This window comes from Burkholderia puraquae, from assembly GCF_002099195.1.
GTDB lineage: Bacteria > Pseudomonadota > Gammaproteobacteria > Burkholderiales > Burkholderiaceae > Burkholderia > Burkholderia puraquae.
Genome location: NZ_NBYX01000020.1, coordinates 111,222 through 135,588, shown reverse-complemented (window position 1 = coordinate 135,588; position 24,367 = coordinate 111,222). Strand labels below are relative to the sequence as shown.

The 24,367-nt window shown below is 66.5% G+C and carries 20 protein-coding genes; 19 read left to right on the top strand and 1 reads right to left on the bottom strand.

The features are described 5' to 3' along the window. Window positions 1–205: 205 nt before the first annotated feature. The 17 genes from mraZ (at window position 206) to lpxC (ending at window position 19,362) form a co-directional block, all read left to right on the top strand. The gene (gene mraZ / locus B7G54_RS29905; protein WP_006487094.1) at window positions 206–634 is read left to right on the top strand and encodes a division/cell wall cluster transcriptional repressor MraZ; all 429 of its coding nucleotides are present in this window, start codon (window positions 206–208) and stop codon (window positions 632–634) included. A gap of 23 nt (window positions 635–657) precedes the next feature. Beyond that, a complete protein-coding gene (rsmH, locus tag B7G54_RS29900) occupies window positions 658–1,599 on the top strand; it encodes a 16S rRNA (cytosine(1402)-N(4))-methyltransferase RsmH (RefSeq protein WP_085042312.1) in 942 nt (313 codons plus the stop codon). Then, the gene (ftsL, locus tag B7G54_RS29895) at window positions 1,596–1,937 is read left to right on the top strand and encodes a cell division protein FtsL (protein WP_085042299.1); all 342 of its coding nucleotides are present in this window, start codon (window positions 1,596–1,598) and stop codon (window positions 1,935–1,937) included. The genes rsmH and ftsL overlap by 4 nt, the downstream gene beginning before the upstream one ends. Further along, window positions 1,934–3,781, top strand: a complete 1,848-nt coding sequence (locus B7G54_RS29890) for a peptidoglycan D,D-transpeptidase FtsI family protein (protein WP_085042298.1) — start codon at window positions 1,934–1,936, stop codon at window positions 3,779–3,781. The genes ftsL and B7G54_RS29890 overlap by 4 nt, the downstream gene beginning before the upstream one ends. Continuing rightward, window positions 3,778–5,316, top strand: a complete 1,539-nt coding sequence (locus B7G54_RS29885) for a UDP-N-acetylmuramoyl-L-alanyl-D-glutamate--2,6-diaminopimelate ligase (protein WP_085042297.1) — start codon at window positions 3,778–3,780, stop codon at window positions 5,314–5,316. The genes B7G54_RS29890 and B7G54_RS29885 overlap by 4 nt, the downstream gene beginning before the upstream one ends. Then, window positions 5,313–6,719, top strand: a complete 1,407-nt coding sequence (locus tag B7G54_RS29880; RefSeq protein WP_085042296.1) for a UDP-N-acetylmuramoyl-tripeptide--D-alanyl-D-alanine ligase — start codon at window positions 5,313–5,315, stop codon at window positions 6,717–6,719. The genes B7G54_RS29885 and B7G54_RS29880 overlap by 4 nt, the downstream gene beginning before the upstream one ends. A 16-nt stretch (window positions 6,720–6,735) precedes the next feature. Beyond that, window positions 6,736–7,905, top strand: a complete 1,170-nt coding sequence (gene mraY / locus B7G54_RS29875; RefSeq protein WP_006477019.1) for a phospho-N-acetylmuramoyl-pentapeptide-transferase — start codon at window positions 6,736–6,738, stop codon at window positions 7,903–7,905. Between the two features lie 28 nt (window positions 7,906–7,933). Further along, complete coding sequence (murD, locus tag B7G54_RS29870; protein ID WP_085042295.1) at window positions 7,934–9,448, top strand: UDP-N-acetylmuramoyl-L-alanine--D-glutamate ligase; 1,515 nt, start codon at window positions 7,934–7,936, stop codon at window positions 9,446–9,448. Beyond that, window positions 9,445–10,728: a putative lipid II flippase FtsW gene (gene ftsW, locus B7G54_RS29865; protein ID WP_085042294.1), complete on the top strand. Its 1,284-nt coding sequence runs from the start codon at window positions 9,445–9,447 to the stop codon at window positions 10,726–10,728. Before murD ends, ftsW begins: the two co-directional genes overlap by 4 nt. Continuing rightward, window positions 10,725–11,828: an undecaprenyldiphospho-muramoylpentapeptide beta-N-acetylglucosaminyltransferase gene (gene murG / locus B7G54_RS29860; protein WP_085042293.1), complete on the top strand. Its 1,104-nt coding sequence runs from the start codon at window positions 10,725–10,727 to the stop codon at window positions 11,826–11,828. Before ftsW ends, murG begins: the two co-directional genes overlap by 4 nt. After that, on the top strand, window positions 11,825–13,222 hold the full coding sequence (murC, locus tag B7G54_RS29855) for a UDP-N-acetylmuramate--L-alanine ligase (RefSeq protein ID WP_085042292.1): 1,398 nt from the start codon (window positions 11,825–11,827) through the stop codon (window positions 13,220–13,222). Before murG ends, murC begins: the two co-directional genes overlap by 4 nt. 1 nt (window position 13,223) lies before the next feature. Continuing rightward, window positions 13,224–14,165, top strand: a complete 942-nt coding sequence (locus tag B7G54_RS29850) for a D-alanine--D-alanine ligase (RefSeq protein ID WP_085042291.1) — start codon at window positions 13,224–13,226, stop codon at window positions 14,163–14,165. 19 nt (window positions 14,166–14,184) lie between these two features. After that, window positions 14,185–14,937 carry a cell division protein FtsQ/DivIB gene (locus B7G54_RS29845; RefSeq protein WP_021159912.1) on the top strand — a complete coding sequence of 251 codons (753 nt, stop codon included), beginning with the start codon at window positions 14,185–14,187 and terminating at the stop codon, window positions 14,935–14,937. Between the two features lie 26 nt (window positions 14,938–14,963). Continuing rightward, window positions 14,964–16,196 carry a cell division protein FtsA gene (ftsA, locus tag B7G54_RS29840; RefSeq protein ID WP_006487138.1) on the top strand — a complete coding sequence of 411 codons (1,233 nt, stop codon included), beginning with the start codon at window positions 14,964–14,966 and terminating at the stop codon, window positions 16,194–16,196. 117 nt (window positions 16,197–16,313) lie between these two features. Next, entirely contained in the window at window positions 16,314–17,510 is a 1,197-nt protein-coding gene (ftsZ, locus tag B7G54_RS29835; protein WP_021159911.1) for a cell division protein FtsZ, read from the top strand. A 187-nt stretch (window positions 17,511–17,697) separates the two neighbouring features. Beyond that, the gene (locus B7G54_RS29830; protein WP_085042290.1) at window positions 17,698–18,204 is read left to right on the top strand and encodes a peroxiredoxin; all 507 of its coding nucleotides are present in this window, start codon (window positions 17,698–17,700) and stop codon (window positions 18,202–18,204) included. Window positions 18,205–18,444: 240 nt separating this feature from the next. Next, the gene (gene lpxC, locus B7G54_RS29825) at window positions 18,445–19,362 is read left to right on the top strand and encodes a UDP-3-O-acyl-N-acetylglucosamine deacetylase (protein WP_011350845.1); all 918 of its coding nucleotides are present in this window, start codon (window positions 18,445–18,447) and stop codon (window positions 19,360–19,362) included. A gap of 87 nt (window positions 19,363–19,449) precedes the next feature. On the opposite strand, the gene B7G54_RS29820 is transcribed toward lpxC, so the two are convergent. Next, entirely contained in the window at window positions 19,450–19,926 is a 477-nt protein-coding gene (locus B7G54_RS29820) for a DciA family protein (protein ID WP_085042289.1), read from the bottom strand. Between the two features lie 256 nt (window positions 19,927–20,182). Between B7G54_RS29820 and secA the strand changes: the two genes are divergently transcribed. After that, the gene (gene secA / locus B7G54_RS29815; RefSeq protein WP_085042288.1) at window positions 20,183–22,981 is read left to right on the top strand and encodes a preprotein translocase subunit SecA; all 2,799 of its coding nucleotides are present in this window, start codon (window positions 20,183–20,185) and stop codon (window positions 22,979–22,981) included. Window positions 22,982–23,125: 144 nt separating this feature from the next. After that, window positions 23,126–24,367: a bifunctional glutamate N-acetyltransferase/amino-acid acetyltransferase ArgJ gene (gene argJ, locus B7G54_RS29805; RefSeq protein WP_085042286.1), complete on the top strand. Its 1,242-nt coding sequence runs from the start codon at window positions 23,126–23,128 to the stop codon at window positions 24,365–24,367.

Below are 24,367 nucleotides of genomic sequence, written 5' to 3'. Positions count from 1 at the left end.
GGCGCATGAGCATGTGCGCGTAAGTCCTTGTTCTAACTAACAAAATTCGTCAAAAAAGCGGGCCGCTCCCTTGACCGTGCCACACCCTTCCTCTAAAGTGGGAGACAGTGTGAGAAAGTGTATTTTTGTGTGATTTAGCAGGCTATTCGGGCTAAATTCTCAGCATTGAGCGGGTGCTTCGGTGCCCTGAACGGGAGAGCGGAACGTGTTCCAAGGGGCGTCGGCGCTGACGCTCGATGCGAAAGGGCGGATGTCGGTGCCGGCTCGCTATCGCGAAGCGCTGCAAGGACAGGCAGAAGGACGGGTGACTGTGACCAAGCACCCGGACGGCTGCCTGTTGCTGTTTCCGCGCCCCGAATGGGAAGTATTCCGCGCCAAGATCGCCGCGCTGCCGATGGACGCGCACTGGTGGCGGCGAATTTTTCTCGGCAATGCGATGGATGTCGATCTCGACAGCGCGGGCCGGATTCTTGTATCGCCCGAGCTGCGCATGGCAGCCGGACTGGAAAAGGAAGTCATGTTGTTGGGAATGGGTAGTCACTTCGAGCTGTGGGATTCGCAAACCTACAACGCGAAGGAGCAGGCAGCGATGGCGCAGGGCATGCCCGACGCGCTGAAGAATTTCACGTTCTGATTGCGGTGACGGAGACGCCCGCGATGGGAAATGAACTGCGGCATCGGACGGTGCTGTTGGATGAGGCGGTCGAGTCGCTCGTGACGCGGCCGGACGGCGTGTATGTCGACGGCACGTTCGGGCGGGGCGGCCATAGCCGCGCGGTGCTCGAGCGGCTGGCGCCGGCCGGGCGGCTGATCGCGTTCGACAAGGATCCGAGAGCGATCGAGACGGCGCAGGGCATCGAGGATGCGCGCTTCTCGATCGTGCATGACAGCTTTGCATCGATGCGCGACGCGCTTGCGGCGCGCGGCGTCGAGAAGGTGTCGGGTGTGTTGCTTGACCTGGGCGTGTCCTCGCCGCAGGTGGACGATCCGGCGCGCGGCTTCAGCTTCCGCGCCGATGGTCCGCTGGACATGCGGATGGATCCGACGCGGGGCGAGTCGGCGGCGGAATGGCTCGCGCGGGCTTCGGTGCAGGAATTGACGGAGGTGATACGGGATTATGGGGAAGAACGGTTTGCTTTTCAGATTGCAAAGGCGCTTGTTGCTCGCCGGGCAGAGTCCGACCGTCTTGGGCCTCTCGACACCACGGGCGAGCTTGCCCAAATCGTGGGTCACGTCGTCAAAACCCGTGAGAAGGGCAAGGATCCGGCAACCCGCACCTTTCAGGCTATACGGATTCACGTCAATCAAGAGCTTGCGGACCTGCAAGTCGTACTAGACGCGGCACTGTCGTTGCTGGAGCAAGGGGGGCGGCTGGTGGTCATCAGCTTTCATTCACTCGAGGACCGGATCGTCAAGCGATTCATGCAGGCGCACGCGAGTGCGCCTGCGGTCGATCGTCGCCTGCCGATCCGCGCCGTCGACCTCCCGAGCCCGCCGCTCAAGATCATCAGCCGCCAGTTTCCGAGTGAAGCGGAAGTCGCCGCGAATCCGCGCGCCCGCTCGGCCGTGATGCGCATTGCGGAGCGCGTCACGCCATGAGCCGCTTCAATATCTTCCTGCTGATCATCGTGATGGGTTGCGCGCTGTCGGTCGTCAATTCGACGAACCAGCAGCGCCAGATCTTCATCCAGCTGCAGCGTGCGCAGTCGCAGGAGCGTCAGCTCCAGCAGGACTACGCGCAGCTTCAATATCAGCAGAGTGCGCTGTCGAAGACGTCGCGCATCGAGCAGCTTGCGAACGATTCGCTGAAGATGCAGCCGATCACGACCGGCCGCACGCAATACCTGACGCTGCCGCCGGGCGCCGCGAAGGCGATCGATGCGCCGATCCCGGCTTCGGCGGACGCGGCCGGCAAGGGCAAGGGGGGCGCGCGATGAAGCCGTCCCAGAAGCGCCAGAACGTGAAGTTCTCGTCGAGCCCCGTGCTGGGCGTGCATCTGCCGATGTGGCGCTCGAAGCTCGTCGTGTTCCTGCTGTTCATGGCGTTCGTCGCGCTGGCCGCGCGCGCGTTCTGGATCCAGGGGCCCGGCAACGCGTTCTACCAGAAGCAGGGCGAAAGCCGCTACCAGCGCACGCTCGAGCTGCCGGCGACGCGCGGCAAGATTCTCGACCGTAACGGGCTCGTGCTCGCGACGAGCCTGCCCGTGCGCGCGATCTGGGCGATTCCCGACGCGGTGCCGGACGATCTCGATGCCGACAAGGTCAACCAGCTCGGCAAGCTCCTCGGTATGACGTCGAAGGAACTGCGCGTGAAGCTGTCGGAAGACAAGGGTTTCGTCTACGTCAAGCGCCAGGTGCCGATCGACGTCGCGGACAAGGTTGCCGCGCTCGACATTCCCGGTATCTATCAGCGCAACGAATACAAGCGCTTCTATCCGGAAGGCGAGATCACCGCTCACCTGATCGGCTTCACGAACGTCGAGGACGAAGGGCAGGAGGGCGTCGAACTGGGCGACCAGAAGATGCTGTCCGGCACGTCGGGCGTGCGCCGCGTGATCAAGGACCGGATGGGGCACATCGTCGAGGACGTCGCCGAGCAGATCCCGCCGCACAACGGCACCGACGTCGACCTGTCGATCGACAGCAAGATCCAGTACATCGCGTACGCGAACCTGAAGGCCGCCGTCGAGAAGTTCAAGGCGAAGGCCGGCGCGGCGATGGTCGTCGACGTGCGTACCGGCGAGGTGCTCGCACTCGTCAACTACCCGACGTACAACCCGAACGATCGCTCGCGCATGACGGGCGAGCAGTTGCGCAACCGGATCATGACCGACGTGTTCGAGCCGGGCTCGATCATGAAGCCGTTTACGGTGTCGCTCGCGCTCGACCTGCATCGCGTGACGCCGAATACGCTCGTCGAAACGGGCAACGGGCATTTCGTGCTCGACGGCGCACCGATTACCGACGACGCGGGTTTCGGCACGCTGACGGTCGGTGGCGTGATCCAGAAGTCGAGCAACATCGGCGCGACGAAGATCGCGATGACGATGCGGCCCGAGGAAATGTGGAATATGTATACGAGCATCGGCCTCGGCCAGGCGCCGAAGGTCGGGTTCCCGGGCGCGGTGGCCGGCCGCCTGCGTCCGTGGAAGAGCTGGCGCCGCATCGAGCAGGCGACGATGTCGTACGGCTACGGCCTGTCGGTGTCGCTGTTCCAGCTCGCGCGCGCCTACACGGCGATCGCGCATGACGGCGAGTTGATGCCCGTGACCATTTTCAAGACCGACCCCAACCAGCCGGTCGTGGGCACGCAGGTGTTCAACCCGACCACCGCGCGCGAAGTGCGCGCGATGCTCGAGACGGTGGTGGCGCCGGGCGGCACGTCGCCCGATGCGGCCGTGCCGGGCTATCGCGTCGGCGGCAAGAGCGGCACCGCGTACAAGCATGAAGGTCACGGCTACACGCGCAAGTACCGCGCGTCGTTCGTCGGGATGGCGCCGATGCCGAATCCGCGCATCGTCGTCGCGGTGTCGGTCGACGAGCCGACCGCCGGCAGCCACTTCGGCGGCCAGGTGTCCGGCCCCGTATTCTCGGCGATCGCCGGCGACACGATGCGTGCGCTGAACGTGCCGCCGAACATGCCGATCAAGCAACTCGTCGTGTCTGACGATTCGCCGGCAGCACCTTCCGCAGCGGGGCCGCAAAAGCTGGCCGCGGGTAGCGGTGCGAAGCATATGATCGTGTCCAGCACGACGCGTAATTCACCAGGAGTTGTTCGATGAGCGCCGCTCGCAGTTCCCATCCGGCGCATCAGCAGATCGCAGCCGCGCTTGCGTGGCTGCGTCAGCATGTGGCCCCCGCGGCGCAACTGCATGCCGACACGCGCAGCCTCAAGGCCGGCGACGCGTTTTTTGCGTATGCGGTCGACGGGGCCGACAACCGCGCATTCATTGCCGAAGCCGTCGCGCGCGGTGCGGCCGCCGTGCTGTATCAGCCGGAAGGGCTGGACGCTGCGCCGACGGTGCCCGTCGCACTGGCCGTGCCGTCGCTCGACCAGCTCGCCGGCGAGATCGCCAGCGGCTGGTACGGCGATCCGAGCGACAGCCTGCTCGTGGTGGGCGTGACCGGCACGAACGGCAAGACCTCATGTACGCAATGGATCGCTGCCGCGCTGACGGCGCTGCACCAGCCGTGCGCGGTGATCGGCACGCTTGGCAGCGGGATGCCCGGCCACCTCGTACCGACGGGTTTCACGACCCCCGACGCGCCGCAACTGCAGCGCAGCCTCGCGCAGTTGCACGACGCGGGCGCAAAGGGCGTAGCGATGGAAGTGTCGTCGCACGCGCTGCACCAGGGGCGCGTGAACGGCACGGCCTTCGACATCGCGGTATTTACGAACCTCACTCAGGATCACCTCGACTATCACGGCACGTTCGATGCGTACGAGGCTGCGAAGGCGAAGTTGTTCGCATGGCGCGGCCTGCGCGCGGCGGTCGTCAACCGCGACGACGCAGCCGGCCAGCGCCTGCTCGAGAAACTGGCCGGCCGCGTTCGCACGATCGCATACGGGATCGGTGACGCACCGGCGCCGGATGCCGATCGTGAACTGGTCGCGCTCGATGTGCGCGCCACCGCCGCCGGCACGGCGTTCCACCTGCGTTCGTCGTGGGGCGACGCGGACGTCGAGGTCGGCACGCTCGGCACATTCAACGTCAGCAACCTGCTCGCCGTGCTCGGCTCGCTGCTCGCGGCCGACGTGCCGTTCGACGCGGCGCTCGCCGAGATCGCACGGCTCGAGTCCGTCAATGGCCGGATGCAGCGGCTCGGCGGCCGGCTGCAGAACGACGAGCCGCTCGTCGTGATCGACTACGCGCACACGCCCGACGCGCTCGAAAAGACGCTCGACGCGCTGCGCCCGATCGCCACGGCGCGCGGCGGCCGGCTCGTCTGCATGTTCGGCTGCGGCGGTGATCGCGATGCGACCAAGCGCCCGCTGATGGGCGCGATCGCGGAGCGGTTCGCCGATGAAACCGTCGTCACGAGCGACAACCCGCGCAGCGAGGATCCGCAGCGCATCATCGACCAGATCGTCGCGGGCATGACCGCACCCGATCAAGCGCGCCGTATCGAGGATCGCGCGAGCGCGATCCTGCAGGCCGTGCGCGGCGCCGCTCGCGAGGATGTCGTCGTGCTGGCCGGCAAGGGCCACGAGGCCACGCAGGAAATCATGGGCAAGAAGCGCGCGTTCTCCGACCAGGATCACGCGCGGCTCGCGCTGGCAGCGCGCGCGACGCATGGCAAGGGAGGCGCGGAATGACGATGCTCAGTCTCGGCGAAGCCGCTCGCCTGATCCCCGGCGCAACGGTCCACGGCGACGCGGGCGTGACGTTCGACCGCGTGTCGACGGACAGCCGCACGGTCGGCCCCGGCGACCTGTTCGTCGCGCTGAAAGGCGAGCGCTTCGATGCACACGACTTCCTCGGCGATGTCGCTGCGCGCGGTGCGGCCGCGGCGCTCGTCGCGCACATGCCGGCAGGCGTCACGATGCCGGCGATCGAAGGCGGTGAAACGCGTGCTGCGCTCGGCGCGCTTGCGCATGGCTGGCGCAAACGATTCGCGCTGCCGCTCGTCGCGGTGACGGGCAGCAACGGCAAGACGACCGTCAAGGAAATGATCGCGTCGATCTTCGCGGCGGCGGTCGGCGCCGACGCGCGGCTCGCGACGGCCGGCAACCTGAACAACGACGTCGGCCTGCCGCTGACGCTGCTGCGCCTGTCGGCCGCGCATCGTCTCGCGGTGATCGAGATCGGGATGAACCACCCGGGCGAGACCGAAGTCCTCGCGCGCCTCACGGCGCCGACGGTCGCGCTCGTCAACAACGCGCAGCGCGAGCACCAGGAATTCATGGCGACGGTCGAAGCCGTCGCGCTCGAACACGCGGCCGTGATTCACGCGCTGCCGCCGGACGGCGTCGCGGTGTTTCCGGCCGACGATGCATATGCAGGCATCTGGCGCGTCGCGGCGACCGGCAACCGGATCCTCGATTTCGCGCTGCACGACGCCGACCGGCAGAACGACGCGCAGGTGACGGGCCGTCTTCACGGCGGCGAACTCGCGATCGATACGCCCGCGGGCGCCGTCACGGTGCGGCTGCGGGCGCTCGGCGAGCACAACGCGCGCAACGCGCTGGCCGCGACGGCCGCGGCGCTGGGCGCCGGGGTCGCGCTGTCGGCGATCAAGCAGGGTCTCGAATCGTTCGAGCCGGTCAAGGGGCGGCTGCAGGTGAAGCAGGCGATCGCGGGCGGCCTCGCGGGTGCAACGGTTGTCGACGATACGTACAACGCGAATCCCGATTCGATGCGTGCCGCGATCGACGTGCTCGCCGCGCAACAGGCGCCGCGCGTGCTGGTGATCGGCGACATGGGCGAGGTCGGTGACGAAGGGCCGGCGTTCCATCGCGAGGTCGGCGCATACGCGCGCGAGCGCGGGATCGACGCGCTGTTCGCGCTCGGCGACGCGTCGCGCGATGCCTGCACGGCGTACGGCGACACGGCCCGCCATTTCGGCGACGTCGGCACGCTGGTCGATGCACTGCTCGCGGCGGGCTACGGTGCGCAGGCGACGCTGCTCGTGAAGGGCTCGCGGTACATGAAGATGGAGCGCGTGGTCGACGCGCTGACGAACCAACCCGCAGCGGGCACGGCGCCCGCTGCACACTGAGTCGAAGGAAGGAAGCATGCTGCTGGCGCTGGCGCAATGGCTGCAAGGAGACGCAAGCTTTTTGCGCTTGTTCACGTACCTCACGTTCCGTGCGGTGATGGCCACCATCACCGCGCTCGGGATCGGGCTCGTGTGCGGACCGTGGGTGATCCGCAAGCTGACGCAAATGAAGGTCGGTCAGGCCGTGCGCAAGGACGGCCCGCAGACGCATCTCGTCAAGTCCGGCACGCCGACGATGGGCGGCGTGCTGATCCTGATCGGCATCGCGGTCGCGACGCTGCTGTGGGGCGACCTGACGAATCGTTTCATCTGGATCGTGATGCTCGTCACGTTCGGTTTCGGCGTGATCGGCTGGGTCGACGATTACCGCAAGGTCGTCCACAAGGACCCGCGCGGGATGTCGTCGCGCGAGAAGTATTTCTGGCAATCGGTGATCGGGCTGTTCGCGGCCGTCTACCTTGCCTTCAGCGTGTCCGAGGCGAACAACGTGCGCGTGTTCGACCTGTTCATGGCGTGGGTGAGGAGCGGCCTGTCGATGGGGCTGCCAGCACGCGCCGACCTGATGCTGCCGTTCCTGAAGTCGATCAGCTATCCGCTCGGCGTGTGGGGCTTCATCGTGCTGACGTACTTCGTGATCGTCGGCGCGAGCAACGCGGTGAACCTGACCGACGGCCTCGACGGCCTCGTGATCATGCCGGTCGTACTGGTCGGCGCGTCGCTGGGTGTGTTCGCGTACGTGATGGGCAGCGCGGTCTATTCAAAATACCTGCTGTTCCCGCACATTCCGGGCGCGGGCGAACTGCTGATCTTCTGTTCCGCGATGGGCGGGGCAGGGCTCGCGTTCCTCTGGTACAACACACACCCCGCGCAGGTGTTCATGGGCGACGTCGGCGCGCTGGCGCTCGGCGGCGCGCTCGGCACGGTCGCGGTGATCGTGCGCCAGGAAATCGTGCTGTTCATCATGGGCGGCATCTTCGTCGCGGAAACGCTGTCGGTGATGTTGCAGGTTTCGTGGTTCAAGTACACGAAAAAGCGCTACGGCGAAGGGCGGCGTTTGCTGAAGATGGCGCCGCTGCATCACCATTTCGAATTGTCCGGCTGGAAGGAAACGCAGGTGGTCGTGCGTTTCTGGATCATCACGCTGATGCTGTGCCTGTTCGGTCTGACCACCCTCAAGCTGCGGTAAAGGAAAGGTAACAAGGATGTCTGGCGAGATGTTTGGAGATCGGCAACGGCCGATGGTGCTCGTACTGGGGCTCGGGGAATCGGGTCTCGCGATCGCGCGATGGTGCGCGAGGCACGGGTGCCGGCTGCGTATTGCCGATACCCGCGAGGCGCCGCCGAACCTTGCCGCGCTGCAGGCCGAAGGCATCGATGCGGAATTCGTCGGCGGGGCGTTCACGCCTGCGCTGCTCGACGGCGGCGTCGAGATCGTCGGGCTGAGCCCCGGGCTGTCGCCGCTCGAACCGGCGCTCGCTGCGCTGGTCGCGGCCGCGAACGAGCGCGGCGTTGCGGTATGGGGCGAGCTGGAGTTCTTCGCGCAGGCGCTGCGCGCGCTCGGCACGAGCGGCTACCAGCCGAAGGTGCTCGCGATTACCGGCACCAACGGCAAGACCACGACGACGAGCCTCACCGGCCTGCTGTGCCAGCGTTCGGGCAAGAAGGTCGCCGTCGCGGGCAACATCAGCCCCGCGATGCTCGACCGGCTCGCCGGCGCGATCGACGAAACCGCGCTGCCCGACGTGTGGGTGCTCGAACTGTCGAGCTTCCAGCTCGAGACCGCACGCACGTTTGCGCCCGATGCCGCCGCGATCCTCAACATCACGCAGGACCACCTCGACTGGCACGGCAGTTTCGACGCGTATGCGCAGGCAAAGGGCCGGATCTTCGGCGCAACGACCACGCGCGTGCTGAACCGCGACGATGCGGCCGTGATGAAGTTCGTGCCGGCAGCCGGCGCGGCCGACGCGCCGCGCACGGTCACGTTCGGCCTGAACGAACCGGTGCAGGACGGTGACTACGGGTTGTCGCGCGACAACGGCATCGCGTGGCTGGTGGAAGCCGTTGATCGCGATGCCCCGGATGAAGCGGCGCCGACGAGCCGCCGGCGCAAGCGCGATGCCGCGCATACACCGGATATCGCGCAGAAGCGCCTGATGCCGGCCGACGCGCTGCGGATCCGCGGGCTGCACAACGCGGCGAACGCGCTGGCCGCGTTCGCGCTCGCCCGTGCGATCGACCTGCCGGCCGCGCCGCTGCTGCACGCGCTGCGCGAATACCGCGGCGAAGCGCATCGCGTCGAAGTGATCGCGACGATCGACGACGTGGACTACGTCGACGACAGCAAGGGCACGAACGTCGGCGCGACGGTTGCCGCGCTCGACGGGCTCGCGCAGAAGATCGTGCTGATCGCGGGCGGCGACGGCAAGGGGCAGGATTTCGCACCGCTGGTCGCCCCGGTCGCGCGCTGGTGCCGCGCGGTGATGCTGATCGGCCGTGACGCACCGGTGATCCGCGACACGCTTGCCGAAACGGGCGTACCGCTCGCCGACCACGCGACGCTCGAAGGCGCGGTGCATGCGGCGGCCGACCTCGCCGAACCGGGCGATGCGGTGCTGCTGTCGCCGGCATGCGCGAGCCTCGACATGTTCAGGAACTACGCCCATCGCGCGGATGTGTTCCGCGCGGCGGTCGACGAAATCGCCATCGACAAAGGAGCGACGCCATGAGCTGGTCCGATCGCCTCGTCTCCCGTTTCAACGATCGCCGCGACACCGGCGGCAATGCCGCGGGCGGCCGCGTCGCGTCCGCCACGCGCGCTGCGACGGGCGGCCTCGCGAGCGTCGTCAACGGCGTCCGCCCGAGCCGTTCGCGGATGCTCGACTTCGACTACTCGCTGCTGTGGGTCGCGATCGCGCTGCTCGGGCTCGGCGTCGTGATGGTGTATTCGGCGTCGATCGCGATGCCCGATTCGCCGAAATACGCGTCGTATCACGACTACGCGTTCCTGATGCGCCACTGTATCTCGCTCGTCGTCGCGTTCATCGCGGCGGTGATTGCGTTCCGCGTGCCGGTGTCGACGTGGGATAAATACGCGCCGCATCTCTTCCTGATCGCGCTCGTCAGCCTCGTGATCGTGCTGATCCCGCACGTCGGCAAGGGCGTGAACGGTGCGCGCCGCTGGATTCCGCTCGGCATCACGAACATGCAGCCGTCGGAAATCATGAAGCTTGCGGTGACGATCTACGCGGCGAACTATACGGTGCGCAAGCAGGAATACATGCAGAGCTTCGCCAAGGGCTTCCTGCCGATGGCGTTCGCGGTCGGCCTGGTCGGTGCGCTGCTGCTGCTCGAGCCTGACATGGGCGCGTTCATGGTGGTCGCGGCGATCGCGATGGGCGTGCTGTTCCTCGGCGGCGTGAACGGCAAGCTGTTCGGCGGCCTCGTCGCGACGGCGGTCGGCACCTTCACGATGCTGGTGTGGCTGTCGCCGTGGCGTCGCGAGCGGATCTTCGCGTACCTCGATCCGTGGGACGAGCGTTACGCGCAGGGCAAGGCGTACCAGCTCACGCACTCGCTGATCGCATTCGGTCGCGGCGAGTGGTTCGGCGTCGGCCTCGGCGGCAGCGTCGAGAAGCTGAACTACCTGCCGGAAGCGCATACCGACTTCATCCTCGCGGTGATCGGCGAGGAACTCGGTTTCGTCGGCGTGCTGGTCGTGATCCTGCTGTTCTACTGGATCGTGCGCCGCGCGTTCGAGATCGGCCGCCAGGCGCTCGCGCTCGATCGCACGTTCGCGGGCCTGACCGCGAAGGGCATCGGCATCTGGTTCGGCGCGCAGACCTTCATCAACATGGGCGTGAACCTCGGGCTGCTGCCGACCAAGGGCTTGACGCTGCCGCTCGTGAGCTACGGCGGGTCCGGCATTCTGCTGAACTGCGTCGCGCTCGCGGTGCTGCTGCGGGTCGACTATGAAAACCGGGTGCTGATGCGCGGAGGGAAGGTATGACCGCGTCGCAACGCACGCTGATGGTGATGGCAGGCGGTACCGGGGGCCACGTGTTCCCGGGGCTCGCGGTCGCGCACCGGATGGAAGCGGCGGGCTGGCGCGTCGTATGGCTCGGCAATCCGGCCGGGATGGAGGCGACGCTCGTGCCGAAGCACGGCATTCCGATGGAGTACGTGCGGTTCGGCGGGCTGCGCGGCAAGGGCCTGAAGACCAAGCTGACGCTGCCGTTCAACCTGCTGCGCGCATGCGGGCAGAGCCTTGCCGCGCTGCGCCGCGTGCGGCCCGACGTCGTGCTCGGGATGGGCGGCTACATCACGTTCCCGGCGGGCGTGATGACCGCGCTGTCGGGGCGTCCGCTCGTATTGCATGAACAGAATTCGATCGCGGGCCTGACGAACAAGGTGCTCGCGAAATTCGCGAAGCGCGTGCTCGTCGCGTTCCCCGGCGCGCTGCCGCATGCGGAATGGACGGGTAACCCGATTCGCGCGGAACTTGCGCGCACGGAAGCGCCCGAAGCACGCTATGCGTCGCGCAGCGGCCCGCTGAACGTGCTGGTCGTCGGCGGGAGCCTCGGTGCGGCCGCGCTGAACGAAGTCGTGCCGCGCGCGCTGGCGCTGCTGACGCAGGGCGAACGCCCGCGCATCGTGCACCAGGCCGGCGCGAAGCACATCGACGCGCTGAAGGCGAATTACGAAGCGGCCGGTTTCGCGGCCGGCGAAGACGTGCGGCTCGTGCCGTTCATCGACGACATGGCGGCCGCGTATGCGGCGGCGGATCTCGTGATCTGCCGGTCGGGTGCGATGACGGTGTCGGAGATCGCGGCGGTGGGCGTGGCGGCGCTGTTCGTGCCGTTCCCGTACGCGGTCGACGATCATCAGACGAGCAACGCCGCGTTCCTCGCCGATGCGGGCGCGGCCGTGCTGGTCCAACAACGCGACCTGTCGGCGGAACTGCTCGCCGACTGGCTGCGCGGCCAGTCGCGGGCATCGCTCGCGGACATGGCGGAACGTTCGCGCTCGCTGGCGAAGCCCGAGGCCACCGACGAAGTCGCGCGCGTGTGCGCGAAGGCGGCCGGCGCGAACCTGGAAACACTGCAATGAAACACATCGTCAAACACATTCATTTCGTCGGAATCGGCGGCGCGGGCATGAGCGGCATCGCCGAAGTGCTCGTCAACCTCGGCTACGAGGTCAGCGGCTCGGACCTGTCGCGCAACGCGGTGACCGATCGTCTCCAGGCGCTCGGTGCACGGATCGCAATCGGCCATGACGCGGCGAACATCGAGGGCGCGAACGCGGTCGTCGTATCGACGGCCGTCCGCTCGGACAACCCGGAAGTGCTGGCCGCGCGCGCGAAGCGCGTGCCGATCGTGCAGCGTGCGGTGATGCTGGCGGAGCTGATGCGCCTGAAGCAGGGGATCGCGATCGCGGGCACGCACGGCAAGACCACGACGACGAGCCTCGTCGCGAGCGTGCTCGCGGCGGGCGGGCTGGACCCGACCTTCGTGATCGGCGGGCGGCTGATCAGCGCCGGCGCGAACGCGCGGCTCGGTACGGGCGATTTCATCGTCGCCGAGGCTGACGAGTCGGACGCGTCGTTCCTGAACCTGTTTCCGGTGATCGAAGTCATTACGAACATCGACGCCGACCACATGGACACCTACGGCCACGATTTCGCGCGGCTCAAGCAGGCGTTCATCGAATTCACGCAGCGCCTGCCGTTCTACGGCAGCGCGGTCGTGTGCGTCGACGATCCGAACGTGCGGCAGATCATCCCGTTCATCTCGAAGCCGGTCGTGCGTTACGGCCTGTCGCCGGACGCGCAGGTGCGCGCCGAAGACATCGACGCACGCGACGGCCGCATGCATTTCACGGTGATCCGCGAAGGGCGCGCGCCGCTCGCGGTCGTGCTGAACATGCCCGGCCTGCACAACGTGCAGAACGCGCTCGCGGCGATCGCGATCGCGACCGATCTCGGCGTGGCGGACGACGCGATCCAGCAGGCGCTGGCGGAATTCAACGGCGTCGGCCGGCGCTTCCAGCGCTACGGCGAGGTGCCGACCGCGGACGGCGGCCAGTACACGCTGATCGACGACTACGGCCACCACCCGGTCGAGATGGCCGCGACGATCGCGGCCGCGCGCGGTGCGTTCCCGGGCCGCCGCCTCGTGCTGGCGTTCCAGCCGCACCGCTACACGCGTACGCGCGACTGCTTCGACGATTTCGTCAACGTGCTGTCGACGGTCGACGCGCTGGTGCTCACCGAAGTCTACGCGGCCGGCGAGGCGGCGATTCCGACCGCCAACGGCGACGCGCTGTCGCGCGCGTTGCGCGCGGTGGGGAAGGTTGACCCGGTGTTCGTCGCGACGGTCGACGACGTGCCGGACGCATTGGCGAAGGTCGCGCAGAACGGCGACGTGGTGATCACGATGGGCGCGGGTTCGATCGGCGGCGTGCCGGCGAAGGTCGCGCAGCACACTCAACAGAAGGCATGACATGAGCGGGATTGATCCGAAACGTTTCGGCAAGGTGGCGGTGTTGTTCGGCGGCGAGTCCTCGGAGCGCGAGGTGTCGCTCACGTCGGGCCGGCTCGTGCTGCAGGGCCTGCGCGACGCGGGCATCGACGCGCACCCGTTCGACCCGGCTGAGCGGCCGCTGGCGGCGCTGAAGGACGAAGGATTCGTGCGCGCGTTCAACGCGCTGCACGGCGGCTACGGCGAGAACGGCCAGATCCAGGGCGCGCTCGATTTCTACGGGATCCGATACACGGGCAGCGGCGTGCTCGGGTCGGCGCTCGGCCTCGACAAGTTCCGCACGAAGCTCGTGTGGCAGCAGACGGGCGTGCCGACGCCGCCGTTCGAGACGGTGCTGCGCGGCGACGACCTCGCGGCGCGCGCGACGGACATCGTTGCGAAGCTCGGCCTGCCGCTGTTCGTGAAGCCGGCGAGCGAAGGCTCGAGCGTCGCGGTGCTGAAGGTGAAGACGGCCGACGCGCTGCCGGCTGCGCTCGCGGAAGCCGCGACGCACGACCCGATCGTGATCGTCGAGAAGAGTATCGAAGGCGGCGGCGAATACACCGCATGCATCGCCGGCGATCTCGACCTGCCGGTGATCAAGATCGTGCCGGCCGGCGAGTTCTACGACTATCACGCGAAGTACATCGCCGACGACACGCAATACCTGATTCCGTGCGGTCTGCCCGCCGACAAGGAAGCGGAGCTCAAGCGCGTCGCGCGCCGTGCGTTCGACGTGCTCGGCTGCACCGACTGGGGCCGCGCGGACTTCATGCTCGACGCCGATGGCAACGCGTACTTCCTGGAAGTGAACACCGCGCCGGGCATGACCGACCATTCGCTGCCGCCGAAGGCCGCGCGCGCGGTCGGCATCAGCTATTCGGAGCTGGTCGTGAAGGTGCTGTCGCTCACGCTCAACGACTGACGCAGGAACGGAACGACGTATGTGGAACAACGTTCGCCAACTCAACCTTGCCGCCAGCGCGCTGTACGCGCTGTTGCTGCTCGTGTTGGCGGCGGCCGGTTGCTACTGGCTGATCCAGCGCCCGACGTTCGCGCTGCGGGAAATCCGGATCGACGGCGACACCGAGCACATCAATTCACCGACGGTGCGCGCGGGCGTGGTCGGCCGGCTGAAGGGCAATTTCTTCACGGTCGATCTCGACGCAGCGCGCGCCGCGTTCGAGCAGATGCCATGGGTGCGCCATGCGAGCGTGCGCCGGGTATGGCCGAATGCGCTGGCTGTCACGCTCGAGGAGTACAAACCGCTCGGGACCTGGGGCAGCGACCAGCTCGTGAGTGTCGACGGCGAGCTGTTCACCGCGAACCAGGGCGAGCTGGATCAGGAACTGCCGGCGTTCGACGGCCCGGAGGGCAGTGCGAAGGAAGTCGTCACGCGGTACCGCGACTTCGGGAAATGGTTTGCGCCGCTGAAGGCGGCGCCGGAAGAAGTGACGCTGTCGGCGCGGTACGCGTGGACGGTGAAGCTGTCGAACGGCATGCAGGTCGAGCTGGGCAAGGAACGCAACAGCGAATCGCTGCATGACCGGAGCCAGCGCCTGGTCGCCGCATGGCCGGCGGTCACGGAGCGTTGGGGCAACGACATCGAGTACGCGGACCTGCGTTATCCGAACGGATTCGCGATTCGCGCGGCAGGCATGCGGTTCCTGACCGATACCGACAAGCGCAAGAAGTAACGAGAGATCACACGCAAGAGCACTTTATGAGCAAAGACTACAAGGATCTGCTGGTTTCCCTCGACATCGGCACGTCGAAGGTGGTGGCCATCGTCGCCGAGCTGAAGGGCGAAGGCCACTACGAGGTGATCGGCCTCGGCCAGAGCGAGTCGAAGGGTCTGAAGAAAGGTGTGGTGGTCAACATCGAGGCCACCGTGCAGTCGATCCAGCGCGCGCTCGAGGAAGCCGAGCTGATGGCCGACTGCAAGATCACCAACGTGTTCACGGGGATCGCAGGCAGCCACATCCGCAGCTTCAACTCGAGCGGGATGGTTGCGATCAAGGACAAGGAAGTCACGCAGACCGACGTCGCGCGCGTGATCGAGACCGCGAAGGCGATCAACATCCCGACCGACCAGCAGGTGCTGCACATCCTCACGCAGGAATTCATCATCGACGGCCAGGAAGACGTGCGCGAGCCGATCGGCATGAGCGGCATCCGGCTGGAAGTGAAGGTGCACATCGTGACGGGCGCGGTGAGTGCCGCGCAGAACATCGTCAAGTGCGTGCGCCGCTGCGGGCTCGAAGTGAACGACCTGATCCTGCAGCCGCTCGCATCGTCGCTGGCCGTGCTGACGGAAGACGAGAAGGATCTCGGCGTGGTGCTGGTCGACATCGGCGGCGGCACGACGGACATCGCGATCTTCGCCGAAGGCGCGATCCGCCACACCGCGGTGATTCCGATCGCCGGCGACCAGATCACGAGCGACATCGCGATGGCGCTGCGCACGCCGACGCCGGATGCGGAAGACATCAAGGTCGGCTACGGGATCGCGAAGCAGGCGCTCGCCGATCCGGACGAAATGGTGGAAGTGCCGGGCCTCGGCGAACGCGGCCCGCGCACGCTGTCGCGCCAGGCGCTCGCGGCCGTGATCGAGCCGCGCGTCGAGGAGCTGTTCTCGCTCGTGCAGCAGGTCGTGCGCGAATCGGGTTACGAAGAACTGCTGAGCTCCGGTGTGGTCATTACCGGCGGAGCGTCGATGATGCCCGGCATGGTCGAGCTCGGCGAAGACATTTTCCTGAAACCGGTGCGCATCGGCGCGCCGGAGTATGCAGGCGGCCTCTCCGACGTCGTGCGCAATCCGCGCTACTCGACGGCGATGGGGCTGCTCGTCGAAGGCAGTGCCCAGCGCATGCGCGGCCGCAAGGTCGCCGTGCAGTCCGGCAACGCGGGGCAAGTGTTCTCGCGGATGAAGGAATGGTTCCTGAGCAACTTCTGACGAATCGAACTGAATCGAAATTCGCGCCGGTGCCGGCGGCTGGCGCGCGACAGGGGGTTGCCCGATCTCCTGCCGAATAACGGCCGAGTAGCAGTTTTTCTCTTGACGGAGGCAACAATGGAATTCGAAATGCTGGAAACCGAAACCAACGGCACCATCATTAAGGTGGTCGGTGTTGGCGGCGCTGGCGGCAATGCCGTCCAGCACATGATCAACCGCGGTGTGCAGGGCGTCGACTTCATCGTGATGAACACGGATGCGCAGGCGCTGTCGCGTTCGCGCGCATCGTCGGTGATCCAGCTCGGCAACACGGGCCTCGGGGCCGGTGCGAAGCCGGAAATGGGCCGTGCGGCAGCGGAAGAGGCGCGCGAGCGCATCGCCGATGCACTCCGCGGCGCGCACATGGTGTTCATTACGGCCGGCATGGGCGGCGGTACGGGCACGGGCGCGGCACCGGTGGTCGCGCAGATCGCGAAGGAGATGGGCATCCTGACGGTGGGTGTCGTCAGCAAGCCGTTCGAGTTCGAAGGCGGCAAGCGCATGCGCGTCGCTGAAGCCGGCTCGCAGCAACTGGAGGATCACGTCGACTCGCTGATCGTCGTGCTGAACGACAAGCTGTTCGACGTGATGGGCGACGACGCCGAGATGGACAAGTGCTTCCAGTGCGCGGACGACGTGTTGAACAACGCGGTCGCAGGCATCGCTGAAATCATCAACGTCGATGGCCTCGTGAACGTCGACTTCGAAGACGTGAAGACGGTGATGGGCGAGCAGGGCAAGGCGATGATGGGCACGGCGACGGTCGCCGGCGTCGATCGCGCACGCCTCGCGGCGGAACAGGCCGTGGCGAGCCCGCTGCTCGAAGGCGTCGATCTGTCGGGCGCGCGCGGCGTGCTGGTCAACATCACGTCGAGCCGTTCGCTGCGCCTGTCGGAAACGCGCGAAGTGATGAACACGATCAAGAGCTACGCGGCGGAAGATGCGACGGTGATCTTCGGTGCGGTGTACGACGACGCGATGGGCGATGCGCTGCGCGTGACGGTCGTGGCGACGGGTCTGGGCCGTGCGGCGAAGAAGCAGCAATCGGCACCGATGACGCTGCTGCGCACGGGTACGGACAACCAGCCGGTCAGCGCGGTTTCGCACGGCTATGCACCGGCGCATCACGTCAGCACGGCCGACTACGGCGCGCTCGATACACCGGCGGTGTGGCGCAATTCGCGCGAAACCGCGGCATCGCACGTGCAGGCGCTGCAGGAGAAGGGTGTCGACACGTACGACATCCCGGCTTTCCTGCGCAAGCAGGCTGACTGACGCAAACACAGGCGAAGCCGCGGCGAGACTGCCGCGGTATCGCCGGCGTGACGGATGCTACGGACCACGACAGGCCGCGTCGGATGCGACGCCGGGCCGGGAAACGTGCCCTCTCCGCGCAAGCGGGGCGGGATGGGCCGTGTTGTCCGCAACACGCTGAAAACCGTATCGCTATGAGGGACCAGCCATGATTCAAGTGGGCGACGCGCTGCCCGACGCGCAATTGTTCGAGTACATCGACGACGCGCGCGATGGGTGCACGCTGGGGCCGAACGCCTGCAGCGTGCGCGACCAGGTTGCGGGAAAGCGGGTGGTGATCTTCGGATTGCCGGGCGCTTTCACGCCGACCTGCTCGGCGCAGCATGTGCCGGGCTACGTCGAACACGCCGAGCAACTGCGCGCGGCGGGTATCGACGAGATCTGGTGCGTGTCCGTCAACGACGCATTCGTGATGGGCGCATGGGGACGTGATCTGCACACCGCGGGCAAGGTGCGCATGATGGCGGACGGCAGCGCGGCTTTCACTCATGCGCTGGGGCTGACGCAGGATTTGTCCGCGCGTGGCATGGGAATTCGTTCCCTGCGCTACGCGATGGTGATTGACGGCGGTGTGGTCAAGACGCTGGCCGTCGAGGCGCCGGGCAAATTCGAAGTGAGCGATGCGGCGAGTGTTCTCGCGACGTTGACGTCCTGATCGTGCGGTGCGCCGTTGCCTTCCGGCAACGCTGCTCACCGGCCTCAGGGCAGTTGTAACACGGGCTGATGACCGGAAACGCCTCCGTTCCGGGCATCGGCCCGTCCCGTATCGGCGCGGGTAAACAGTCGAAACAGATTGATACGCAGTTTCAAACTACGCTGAATAGGGAATTACGCTATAATCTCCCCTATCGAATATAACTCCTGATTGATATCTTCAATCACGACGAAGAACATCATGCTGAAGCAGCGCACCATCAAATCCATCGTGAAGACCGTGGGTATCGGTGTCCACTCGGGCCGCAAGATCGAGCTGACGCTCCGTCCCGCCGCGCCGGGCACGGGCATCGTGTTCTCCCGCGTCGACCTTCCCACACCCGTCGACATTCCCGCCGCGGCGACGTCGATCGGCGATACGCGGCTCGCGTCGGTGCTGCAGAAGGATGGCGTGCGCGTGTCGACCGTCGAGCACCTGATGTCGGCGTGCGCCGGCCTCGGCATCGACAACCTCTATGTCGACGTGACGGCCGAGGAAATCCCGATCATGGACGGCAGCGCGGCGACCTTCGTGTTCCTGATCCAGTCCGCCGGGATCGAGGAGCAGAACGCGCCGAAGCGCTTCGTCAAGGTGAAGAAGACGGTCGAAATCCGCGACGGCGACAAGTTCGCGCGTCTCGATCCGTACTTCGGTTTCAAGCTGAAATTCTCGATCGACTTCCGTCACCCTGCCGTCGACAAGACCGGCCAGGAGCTCGAGGTCGATTTCGCGAATACGTCGTATGTGCGCGAGATCGCGCGTGCCCGCACGTTCGGCTTTGCACATGAGGCCGAGATGCTGCGCGAGATGGGCCTCGCCCGCGGCGGCAGCATGGAAAACGCGATCGTGCTCGACGAGTACCGCATCCTGAACAACGACGGGCTGCGCTACGACGACGAGTTCGTGAAGCACAAGATGCTCGACGCGATCGGCGACCTGTACGTGATCGGCCACCCGCTGCTGGCGTCGTACACGGCGTACAAGTCGGGCCACGGGCTGAACAACGCGCTGCTGCGCGAATTGCTCGCGAACGAAGATGCGTACGAGATCGTCACGTTCGACGATCCGCAAGCCGCGCCGAAGGGCTTCGCGTTCGACATGCAGACGGCCTTCGCCTGACCTGCGTTCCGCGCAAGCAATAAAAAAGCAGCCTTCGGGCTGCTTTTTTATTGGTCGGGCACCTGGCGCTGCCGGCGGCGGATGTCGTCAGCGCTGCTTCGCGCCATGCCGGGCCGCCATCCGCGCGAGCGCGGCCTGCAGCGGCGACGGTTCGAGATGGTCGGCCAGATCGCGCAACGCGGCTGCGCCGACCGACGTCATCCGCGCCTGCTTCACGTGCGGTGGCTCCGGCGCATCCTTCGGGCGCACGCGCACGCGCAGTGTCGACACCGGCCAGCCGCGTTTTTGCAGATCGCCGAGCAGCCGCGGCTCGACCTGGCGCAGCCGCGCGGCCAGCGCGTTGTGCGCAGCAAAGAGGGTCAGGGTGCCGTCCTTCACGAAGCCGGGTTCGACGTGATTCGCCAGGTAGTCGGGCAGGAGCGCGGCTAGATCGCGCTGCAGCGACGCAATCTGCTCGACGCCGGCGCGCAGCGCCGCGAACGCGTCGGTGCGGCCGAGCACTTCGGACACGGGCTGCGGGCGATATGCGGCGGACGGGCCGAAACGCTTGGAAAATCGGTTCATCGAGTCATTCTTCGGGCGCGCACGCGCGCGGACGTTGAGGCCGATTGTACCCGCGCGGGCCCGTGCACGGGCGGCTTTTGCCCCGTCGGCCCGGCCGTCGGCGCGCAGTGCCCGTCCGGCCGAGACACGGGCGCATGCTTTCCCGCGTGCTAAAATTCCTCGTTTGAGTCCACTAATTCGCTAAGCCGCCGAGGCTCGGGCGCCGGGGCGCGCAACACGCGCCGGGCGCCGGTGCTGCGACGCAGGATCCGATCCGATGACAACCGGTTTTCTCCAGAAAATTTTTGGCAGCCGCAACCAGCGGCTCGTCAAGCAATACCAAAAGACCGTCACGACGATCAATGCGCTCGAAACGCAGATCGAGAAGCTGACGGACGACCAGTTGCGCGGCAAGACGGATGAATTCCGCCAGCGGGTCGCGGCCGGCGAGTCGCTCGACAAGCTGCTGCCCGAGGCGTTCGCGGTCTGTCGCGAGGCCAGCCGTCGCGTGCTGAAGATGCGGCACTTCGACGTGCAGATGATCGGCGGCATGGTGCTCCACTACGGCAAGATCGCGGAAATGCGCACCGGCGAGGGCAAGACGCTCGTCGCGACGCTGCCCGTGTACCTGAACGCGCTGGCAGGCCGCGGCGTGCACGTGGTGACCGTCAACGATTACCTCGCGCAGCGCGACGCCGAATGGATGGCGCGCCTCTACAACTTCCTCGGTCTGTCGGTCGGCATCAACCTGTCCGGCATGGAACACGACCAGAAGCAGCAGGCCTACGCGGCGGACATCACGTACGGCACGAACAACGAATTCGGCTTCGACTACCTGCGCGACAACATGGTCTACGAGACCGACGCGCGCGTGCAGCGGGCACTGAACTTCGCGGTCGTCGACGAAGTGGACTCGATCCTGATCGACGAGGCGCGCACGCCGCTGATCATTTCGGGCCAGGCCGAGGATCACACCGAGCTGTACGTGCGGATGAACGCATTGCCGCCGCTGCTCGAGCGCCAGATCGGCGAAGAGAAAGCCGACGGCACGGGCGTCGAGAAGCCGGGCGATTACACGCTCGACGAGAAGGCTCGCCAGGTGTTCCTCACGGAATCGGGCCACGAGAAGGCCGAGCGCCTGCTCGCCGAATGGGGCCTGATCGGCGAGGGTGAGAGCCTGTACGCGCCGCAGAACATCACGCTGATGCACCACGTGTACGCGGCACTGCGCGCACACACGCTGTTCCACAAGGATCAGCACTACGTCGTGCAGAACGGCGAAGTGGTCATCGTCGACGAATTCACCGGCCGCCTGATGGCCGGCCGCCGCTGGTCCGACGGCCTGCACCAGGCCGTCGAGGCGAAGGAGCACGTGAAGATCCAGAGCGAGAACCAGACGCTCGCATCGATCACGTTCCAGAACTATTTCCGGATGTACGCGAAGCTGGCGGGCATGACGGGCACCGCGGACACCGAAGCGTACGAATTCAACGAGATCTACGGCCTCGAGACGGTCGTGATCCCGACCAACCGTCCGCCGAAGCGGATCGACAAGCAGGACCAGATCTACAAGACGGCCAAGGAGCGCTACGACGCGGTGATCCGCGACATTCGCGACTGCTACGAGCGCGGCCAGCCGGTGCTGGTCGGCACGACGTCGATCGAGAACTCGGAGCTGCTGTCGCACCTGCTGAAGCAGGCCGGGCTGCCGCACGAGGTGCTGAACGCGAAGCAGCACGAGCGCGAAGCGGCGATCGTCGCCGAGGCCGGTCGTCCGAACCGCATCACGATCGCGACCAACATGGCCGGTCGCGGTACGGACATCGTGCTCGGCGGCAACGCCGAGAAGCAGGCGGCGTTCATCGACGCCGACGATGCGATCCCGGCCGACGAAAAGGCACGCCGCATCCAGAAGCTGCACGACGAGTGGGAAACGCTGCACGAGCAGGTGAAGGCCGCGGGTGGCCTGCACATCATCGGCACCGAGCGCCACGAATCGCGCCGGATCGACAACCAGCTGCGCGGCCGTGCGGGCCGCCAGGGCGATCCGGGCTCGTCGCGCTTCTACCTGTCGCTCGACGATCCGCTGCTGCGCATCTTCGCGGGCGACCGCGTGCGCTCGATCATGGATCGCCTGAAGATGCCGGAAGGCGAGGCGATCGAGGCCGGCATCGTCACGCGGTCGATCGAATCCGCGCAGCGCAAGGTCGAAGCGCGCAACTTCGACATCCGCAAGCAGCTGCTCGAATACGATGACGTGTCGAACGACCAGCGCAAGGTCATCTACCAGCAGCGCAACGAACTGCTCGAGGCGCACGACATCACCGAGACGATCAGCGCGATGCGTCACGGCGTGATTACCGAAGTCGTTCGCCAGTTCGTGCCGGAAGGCAGCATCGAGGAGCAGTGGGACGTGCCCGAGCTCGAGGAAGCGCTGCGCAACGACTGGCAGCTCGATCTCGCGATCCAGGAAATGGTGAACGAGTCGTCGTCGATCACGGCCGAGGAAATTCTCGACGCCGTGACGACGGCCGCCGACGAGCAGTACGAAGCGAAGGTCGCGATGGTCGGCCGCGAATCGTTCAGCGCGTTCGAGCGCTCGGTGATGCTACAGACGGTCGACCGCCTGTGGCGCGAACACCTCGCGGCACTCGACCACCTGCGCCAGGGCATCCACCTGCGCGGCTATGCGCAGAAGAATCCGAAGCAGGAATACAAGCGCGAAGCGTTCGAACTGTTCGCCGCGATGCTCGAGGCGATCAAGCAGGAAGTCACGCGTGTCGTGATGAACGTGCAGATCCAGTCGCCGGAGCAGCTCGAGGAAGCGGCCGAGCAGATCGAGGAGCGCGGCGGCCATCTCGATAACGTCGAGTACCAGCACGCCGACTACGCGGAAGCCGGTGCGCCGGTGGCGAACGTCGCGGCGGCCACGGCGGCCGCGGCGACGGCCGACATGGTCGGCAGCGCGATGACGCATGGCGGCCCCGGCGGTGAAATGCCGAAGGTCGGCCGCAACGACCCGTGCCCGTGCGGCAGCGGCAAGAAGTACAAGCAATGTCACGGGAAGCTGTCATGATCGACGGCGGCGCGCGGCACGCGCGCCGCTTCGTTCGCAGCTTCGAGTGAGTAATGTGAGTTGCGGCGGCCCGCGCATGCGGCTGCCGGTTCTTCCAATCGATGCCGGCGCATGCCGGCATTTTCCATCCGGCAGGTGTGCCCCATGGCTGTCAATTTTCCGTCGATCGATCCCGCCCAACTGCATCCTGTCGCCGGCGTCACGCTCGGCTGGGCGGAAGCGAATATCCGCAAGCCGAATCGCAAGGACGTGCTGGTCATCTCCGTCGACGAAGGCGCGACGGTCGCGGGCGTGTTCACCGAAAACCGCTTCTGCGCGGCGCCCGTCACCGTCTGCCGCGAGCACCTGGCGAAGGTGCGCGCGGGCGGCGCGGGCATTCGCGCGCTCGTCGTGAATACGGGCAATGCGAACGCGGGCACCGGCGAGCCCGGCCTCGTGAACGCACGCGAAACCTGTACGGAACTTGCACGCCTCGCGGGCCTCGAGCCGGCGCAGGTGCTGCCGTTCTCGACCGGCGTGATCCTCGAGCCGCTGCCGATCGATCGCCTGAAGGCCGGGCTGCCGGCCGCGCTCGCGAACCGCAAGGCCGCGAACTGGTTCGACGCCGCGCAGGCGATCATGACGACCGACACGCTGCCGAAGGCCACGTCGCGCCAGGTGTCGATCGACGGTCACACGGTCACGCTGACGGGCATCAGCAAGGGTGCGGGCATGATCAAGCCGAACATGGCGACGATGCTTGGCTTCCTCGCGTTCGATGCGAACGTCGCGCAGCCGGTGCTCGACACGCTCGTGAAGGAAGTGGCCGACCGCTCGTTCAACTGCATCACGATCGACGGTGACACGTCGACGAACGACTCGTTCATCCTGATCGCGTCGGGCAAGAGCACGCTGCCGGCGATCACGTCGACCGGCTCGCCGGCCTATGCGGCGCTGCGCGATGCGGTGACGGAAGTCGCGCAGGTGCTGTCGCAACTGATCGTGCGCGATGGCGAAGGCGCGACGAAATTCATGACGGTGCAGGTCGAAGGCGGCAAGAATGTCGCCGAATGCCGCCAGATCGCTTACGCGATCGGCCATTCGCCGCTCGTGAAGACGGCCTTCTACGCGTCCGACCCCAACCTCGGCCGGATTCTCGCGGCGATCGGCTATGCGGGCGTCGCAGATCTCGACGTCGGCAAGATCGACCTCTATCTCGACGACGTGCTCGTCGCGAAGGCGGGTGGTCGCAACCCGGACTACCAGGAAGAGGACGGCCAGCGCGTGATGAAGCAGAGCGAAATCACGATCCGCGTGCTGCTCGGCCGCGGCGACGCGCAGGCCACGATCTGGACGTGCGACCTGTCGCACGACTACGTGAGCATCAACGCGGATTACCGCTCCTGA